Source organism: Gilliamella sp. wkB18 (assembly GCF_001690875.1).
GTDB classification, from domain to species: Bacteria; Pseudomonadota; Gammaproteobacteria; order Enterobacterales; family Orbaceae; genus Gilliamella; species Gilliamella apicola_A.
On record NZ_LZHM01000063.1, the window covers coordinates 1 to 5,371 of the forward strand.

The following is a 5,371-nucleotide window of genomic DNA, read 5'->3' on the forward strand; positions in this document are numbered from 1 at the left end:
AGTTATTGATGAACGTGGGTTTACCCCAGATGGAAATGAGAACCAATAGAACAGCAGGATAAAACCAATGGCTAAATACAGCTTATTAAAAGGCACCGTAAGCCACCTATATGTGGAAGATGACCCGAAAGAGCTACGCGCTGATGATATCGGTCTATTAGCGATAATTGGCTTGGCAATTGTGGGCATGTTTGAGGCAATCGGAGCTTTAATTGGGGCATTAACAGCAGGTAGCATTACCCTAGAAGGTAAAAGTTTTCAATGCTATGTCGGTCGTAAAAAGGTACAAGGAAAATTAGAGCATATAAGCTTTAAAGACGGCGATTACGTAGAAATGGTGGTAAAGCAAATTGATGATAATCACTATCAATCCTATGCCGTGCGTATGCCTCAATACCACGCTTTGTATTTTCCTCGTTCGGTTGGTGTAACTACCTTGCAACAATTAACAGGTTGTTCAAGTGTTCCCTGTATACACAGGGATAAACCGAACGATTTAAAGATTTAAATATCTATGAAGAAATGCACAGAGAAAAAAATAATTATTGGCTAGAAGACATAAGAAAAACAGAGGGTACAAATTGGCTACAAAAGCGTAGAGACCAATATTACAACCAATATCGCTTTGAACCCGAAATGCTAGCTGGGCTAAATAACGGCTGTGATCTATTTGAGGATTGGATAAAAGATTCACGAGTTACCTCGAACTATTATCGACGATTAGATCTTGCCATGAAACGCGTGCAAAGTAATAACGATATCAAAGACTATATTAAAACTATAGCCAAATTGCGCAAAGATGCAGAATTAACCATAGCTATAGGCGAATTAATGCACAAAACCGAAGTCGACAAAATTCGCACTATATCAAAAGAAGAATTAAAAAAATACCAAGCTCGAATTAATCAACCGTTAAGAGACACCTATCACCAAAAATACGAACAAATCATGAAACAAGCAGGCTTGTTGCACGAACAGCGTAGCGAAAATGTATTTATATGGATCCAAAGCGACAACTACCTAAATGTATTAAATGATTACAGCCAAAATAACACCGATGACGGAATCGAATTTGAACGAGTGGTTGTCACCGCAATTGATGGCTTGCAAGACACCAAAATAGGCAATGATATTATAGGTGAATGGATAAAAGCGCATGAAATTCCTAAAACCAACCTAATTTGGCGCGCAATTGCCTTTAACCAGAAAGAAGCAATTAAAGAGCTGGAAGAATTTTTACTCGATGCTCAAAAATACAGCGAAGTAGACGGCAAAGGGCTATTGCACCGTACCTTGCTGAATGTACCGAAAAACTTATCGACTTTTACCTCGATCTGTCAAGAAATCAACGCCAACTTACAAAAAAAGAAACCCAATGACAATGCTAAATTTATTGATAAATTCGCTTATAAGCGTGACAAACTTGCCTCCATTTTAATTGACAAGTTTTTCAAAAAAAAGCCTATTAATGTGGTGGTCGACAATATGCGAATAGGTACCGACAACATTAACCATTTTGTTGCCCAAAAAGTCTTTATGGCAAGAGCAGGACTTGAGCCAGAAGTCGTTAACGGTGTCATGCACGAATATTACGTCCGTCGGACTTGGCTCAAAGAATTGAAAAAATTAAACAATGATAATCAAGCATTGTCTGGCTCCTTCCCTAATGTGGGGCAAAAAGGCATTCGGGGGCAATTAATTAGCAATTACCTAAAAAATCACACCCATAATATATTACGAAAAATAATTATTAAAAAAACCAATAAACCAGCTGACATCCTAATGAAAGGAAAACTTGACGATTTATGGTCAACCCATAACAATCAAGCCTTCGGCCGTGATTTAAAAGGTTCAAGGTTATCGGCGGTATTATTAGTGTTTCAGCTACCGGTGATCATCACCTTAGTGATTCAAACCGACGATCATACTTCCGAAGATTTTATCAACCAGATCCTTGCAGCATCATTAAGCATGGTTAGCATGATGATCGACGTGTTAATCAAACCAAACACAATTGCCTTTAAAAACACAATACGTGTAACAGGGTTAAGAGTTGCAGGGCATTTAGCTAGCGGGGCTTCATCAATATTTGGGTTGATGTATGCTATTCCGCAGGCAAGAAAAGATAATCAAGATGATATTGAAAAACTATTAAACGGCGCCAGTGTTATGGTCTATATTAGTCAGTTTTTAAAAACAAGCAAAGCCCTGTTAAAAATGTCGCCTAAATTGGCTAGTCGAATTGTTATCAAGCAATTCATTGCAATGGCTGGCTGGAAAATCTTTACCTTTTTTGCCGCATGGTGGGCACAATTAATTTTAATGGTGGTGGATTTTATTTGGACATTGATTGTTGATGACGATATTCAAAAATGGGTACGTGCCACCCGCTTTGGCACCATGTACAAACCGCAAGAAACGCCCGATTTTAACACCGAACTTACCGCCTTTAAAAAGCTAATGAAAATTGACGAAAATCAAGAAAAGGTCGAGCAAGAAACCGACAACTTTTTAACCTACATTGGTTGGGATACTGACTTTCTAAACGAATTCACTTTTATGGAAACAATCGGGCTAAATACCGATAATAATAGTTACCCTAAAACCACCATCCCTTATTCCCTAAATTAAGAGCGATAAAAATATGAGCCTAAAAACCTTTTATAAAATTCAAAATCAAATGGTCGATAAATCATGGCGACGCAACGCCACCCCCCCAGTATTACCCTGCTGGGGCGATGAATTTACCTGTATTCGTGGCACCATAATACGCATTGATTTACAAACACAGCAACAAGCGTTTGAAGTTGAATCCTACCAAAATATGCAAGAAACAATGGAACGAACCAATAGAGCAGCACGAATTGGCGCCATTATTGGTACCTTACGCGGGCAAGTTGGTTTAACAGGTTTGCCAGAAACTAAACCTGTTTTACGTGAGGCTAATTTTGTTAATGTTCAAATTGGCGATGAAATTTACCGTGGTTGGCTTGGTGATTGCCCGTTTCAACCAGGGGATGAAGTAATTGTCGTTGCCGAATGGCAAAACGACCATTACGAACTCTATGCTATTGCCAAACCTGATGAGAGGATCATCAGCGTCTGCCCTAACTGTTTTCGAGGGCGTTGGGCTTATTCTGTATTTTGCTTTAAATGCACTATTATGACTTTGATGATTGCACTATTAGTAATGACGGGTATATACATATATTATTATAACCTTGATGAAGTATTATCTTTAGATGAGGACTACGTACGCTATATATCTATGATGGCACTTAATTTTGGTATTTTTGCCGTTGTCGGTTTATTTATAGCATTAAAAGACAGCTTTAAAACTAAAGTGAAAATTGCCGAGCAAATCTTTAAAGCTTTAAACTTTAAAAAAATATCAAGGATCGATTTAAGAAAATTTACCAATAGAAAATGTTGGAAATTAAAGTTTCAAGGAAAATATAAGTCAAATAATCAAAAACCTAAGACTAACTATATAAACAAAATATATGATAGTAATCTTTTTTATTATTAAAAAGATTAATAAGGAATACTGCGTACAAATATGAGCCTAAAAACCTTTTATAAAATTCAAAATCAAATGGTCGATAAATCATGGCGACGCAACGCAACGCCACCAGTATTACCCTGCTGGGGCGATGAATTTACCTGTATTGGTGGCACCATAATACGCATTGATTTACAAACACAGCAACAAGCGTTTGAAGTTGAATCCTACCAAAATATGCAAGAATCCATGGAGCGAGTCAATAGAGCAGCACGAATGGGCGCCATTATTGGTACCTTACGCGGGCAAGTTGGTTTAACAGGTTTGCCAGAAACTAAACCTGTTTTACGTGAGGCTAATTTTGTTAATGTTCAAATTGGCGATGAAATTTACCGTGGTTGGCTTGGCGATTGCCCGTTTCAACCGGGGGATGAAGTGATTGTCGTTGCCGAATGGCAAAACGACCATTACGAACTCTATGCTATTGCCAAACCTGATGAGAGGATCATCAGCGTTTGCCCTAACTGTTTTCGAGGGCGTTGGGCACATTTTATTTATGCCTTAAAAGGAATTTTTATTGCTTTATTCTTAGTTCTTTTATTTTTCACTTGCCTCGATATCTATTCCTATGGTTTAGATGCGGTATTATCTTTAGATATAAGATTTGTCAGGAATTTTCGTGCTTCTGGCATTGCTTTTGGCACTTTTGCTGTTATTGGCTTAATTATTGCGTTAAAAGACAGCTTTAAAACTAAAGTGAAAATTGCCGAACAAATCTTTAAAGCTTTAAACTTTAAAAAAATATCAAGAATGAATTTAAGAAAATTAACCAATAAAAAAATTAGAAAATTAAAAAGACAAGGTAAATACCAGAAAAATAGCCAAACACCTAAAATCGTTTTCGATACATGGTTAGGTGATAATTTTTTATATTATTACGAAAAATAATAAGAGTTTATGACCTATGAGCCTAAAAACCTTTTATAAAATTCAAAATCAAATGGTCGATAAATCATGGCGACGCAACGCAACGCCCCCAGTATTACCCTGCTGGGGCGATGAATTTACCTGTATTCGTGGCACCATAATACGCATTGATTTACAAACACAGCAACAAGCGTTTGAAGTTGAATCCTACCAAAATATGCAAGAAACAATGGAACGAACCAATAGAGCAGCACGAATTGGCGCCATTATTGGTACATTTCGCGGGCAAGTTGGTTTAACAGGTTTGCCAGAAACTAAACCTGTTTTACGTGAGGCTAATTTTGTTAATGTTCAAATTGGCGATGAAATTTACCGTGGTTGGCTTGGTGATTGCCCGTTTCAACCAGGGGATGAAGTAATTGTCGTTGCCGAATGGCAAAACGACCATTACGAACTCTATGCTATTGCCAAACCTGATGAGAGGATCATCAGCGTCTGCCCTAACTGTTTTCGAGGGCGTTGGGCTTATTTTATTTTTTGCGTAAAGTGTACTGTTTTGACTTTATCAATAGCATTGTTATTTTTTACTCGCCTTGATATCTATTCCTATGGTTTAGATGCGGTATTATCTTTAGATATAAGATTTGTCAGGAATTTTCGTACTTTTGGCATTGTTTTTGGTGCTTTTGGTATTATCGGTTTATTTATAGCATTAAAAGACAGCTTTAAAACTAAAGTGAAAATAGCCGAGCAAATCTTTAAAGCTTTAAACTTTAAAAAAATATCAAGGATCGATTTAAGAAAATTTACCAATAGAAAATGTTGGAAATTAAAGTTTCAAGGAAAATATAAGTCAAATAATCAAAAACCTAAGACTAACTATATAAACAAAATATATGATAGTAATCTTTTTTATTATTAAAAAGATTAATAAGGAATACT

5 protein-coding genes are annotated in these 5,371 nt (G+C 36.7%); all 5 read left to right on the forward strand.

What is annotated here, in order from left to right:
- Positions 1 to 67: 67 nt before the first annotated feature.
- The 5 genes from A9G48_RS06465 to A9G48_RS06485 are packed head-to-tail and all read left to right on the forward strand — an operon-like array spanning position 68 to position 5,351.
- The gene (locus A9G48_RS06465) at positions 68 to 508 is read left to right on the forward strand and encodes a hypothetical protein (RefSeq protein WP_065575969.1); all 441 of its coding nucleotides are present in this window, start codon (positions 68 to 70) and stop codon (positions 506 to 508) included.
- Between the two features lie 14 nt (positions 509 to 522).
- Complete coding sequence (locus A9G48_RS06470) at positions 523 to 2,631, forward strand: hypothetical protein (protein WP_065575970.1); 2,109 nt, start codon at positions 523 to 525, stop codon at positions 2,629 to 2,631.
- A gap of 13 nt (positions 2,632 to 2,644) precedes the next feature.
- On the forward strand, positions 2,645 to 3,529 hold the full coding sequence (locus tag A9G48_RS06475; RefSeq protein WP_065575971.1) for a putative type VI secretion system effector: 885 nt from the start codon (positions 2,645 to 2,647) through the stop codon (positions 3,527 to 3,529).
- A gap of 30 nt (positions 3,530 to 3,559) precedes the next feature.
- A complete protein-coding gene (locus A9G48_RS06480) occupies positions 3,560 to 4,450 on the forward strand; it encodes a putative type VI secretion system effector (RefSeq protein WP_065575972.1) in 891 nt (296 codons plus the stop codon).
- Between the two features lie 16 nt (positions 4,451 to 4,466).
- Positions 4,467 to 5,351 (forward strand): putative type VI secretion system effector, encoded by an 885-nt coding sequence (locus A9G48_RS06485; RefSeq protein ID WP_065575973.1) that lies wholly within the window; start codon positions 4,467 to 4,469, stop codon positions 5,349 to 5,351.
- Positions 5,352 to 5,371 lie beyond the last annotated feature (20 nt).

Excerpts from the sequence above, each read along its gene's own strand:
- A9G48_RS06485 (WP_065575973.1), top strand. The coding sequence starts at position 4,467 with ATGAGCCTAAAAACCTTTTATAAAATTCAAAATCAAATGGTCGATAAA.
- A9G48_RS06470 (WP_065575970.1), top strand. The coding sequence starts at position 523 with ATGCACAGAGAAAAAAATAATTATTGGCTAGAAGACATAAGAAAAACA.
- A9G48_RS06465 (WP_065575969.1), top strand. The coding sequence starts at position 68 with ATGGCTAAATACAGCTTATTAAAAGGCACCGTAAGCCACCTATATGTG.
- A9G48_RS06480 (WP_065575972.1), top strand. The coding sequence starts at position 3,560 with ATGAGCCTAAAAACCTTTTATAAAATTCAAAATCAAATGGTCGATAAA.
- A9G48_RS06475 (WP_065575971.1), top strand. The coding sequence starts at position 2,645 with ATGAGCCTAAAAACCTTTTATAAAATTCAAAATCAAATGGTCGATAAA.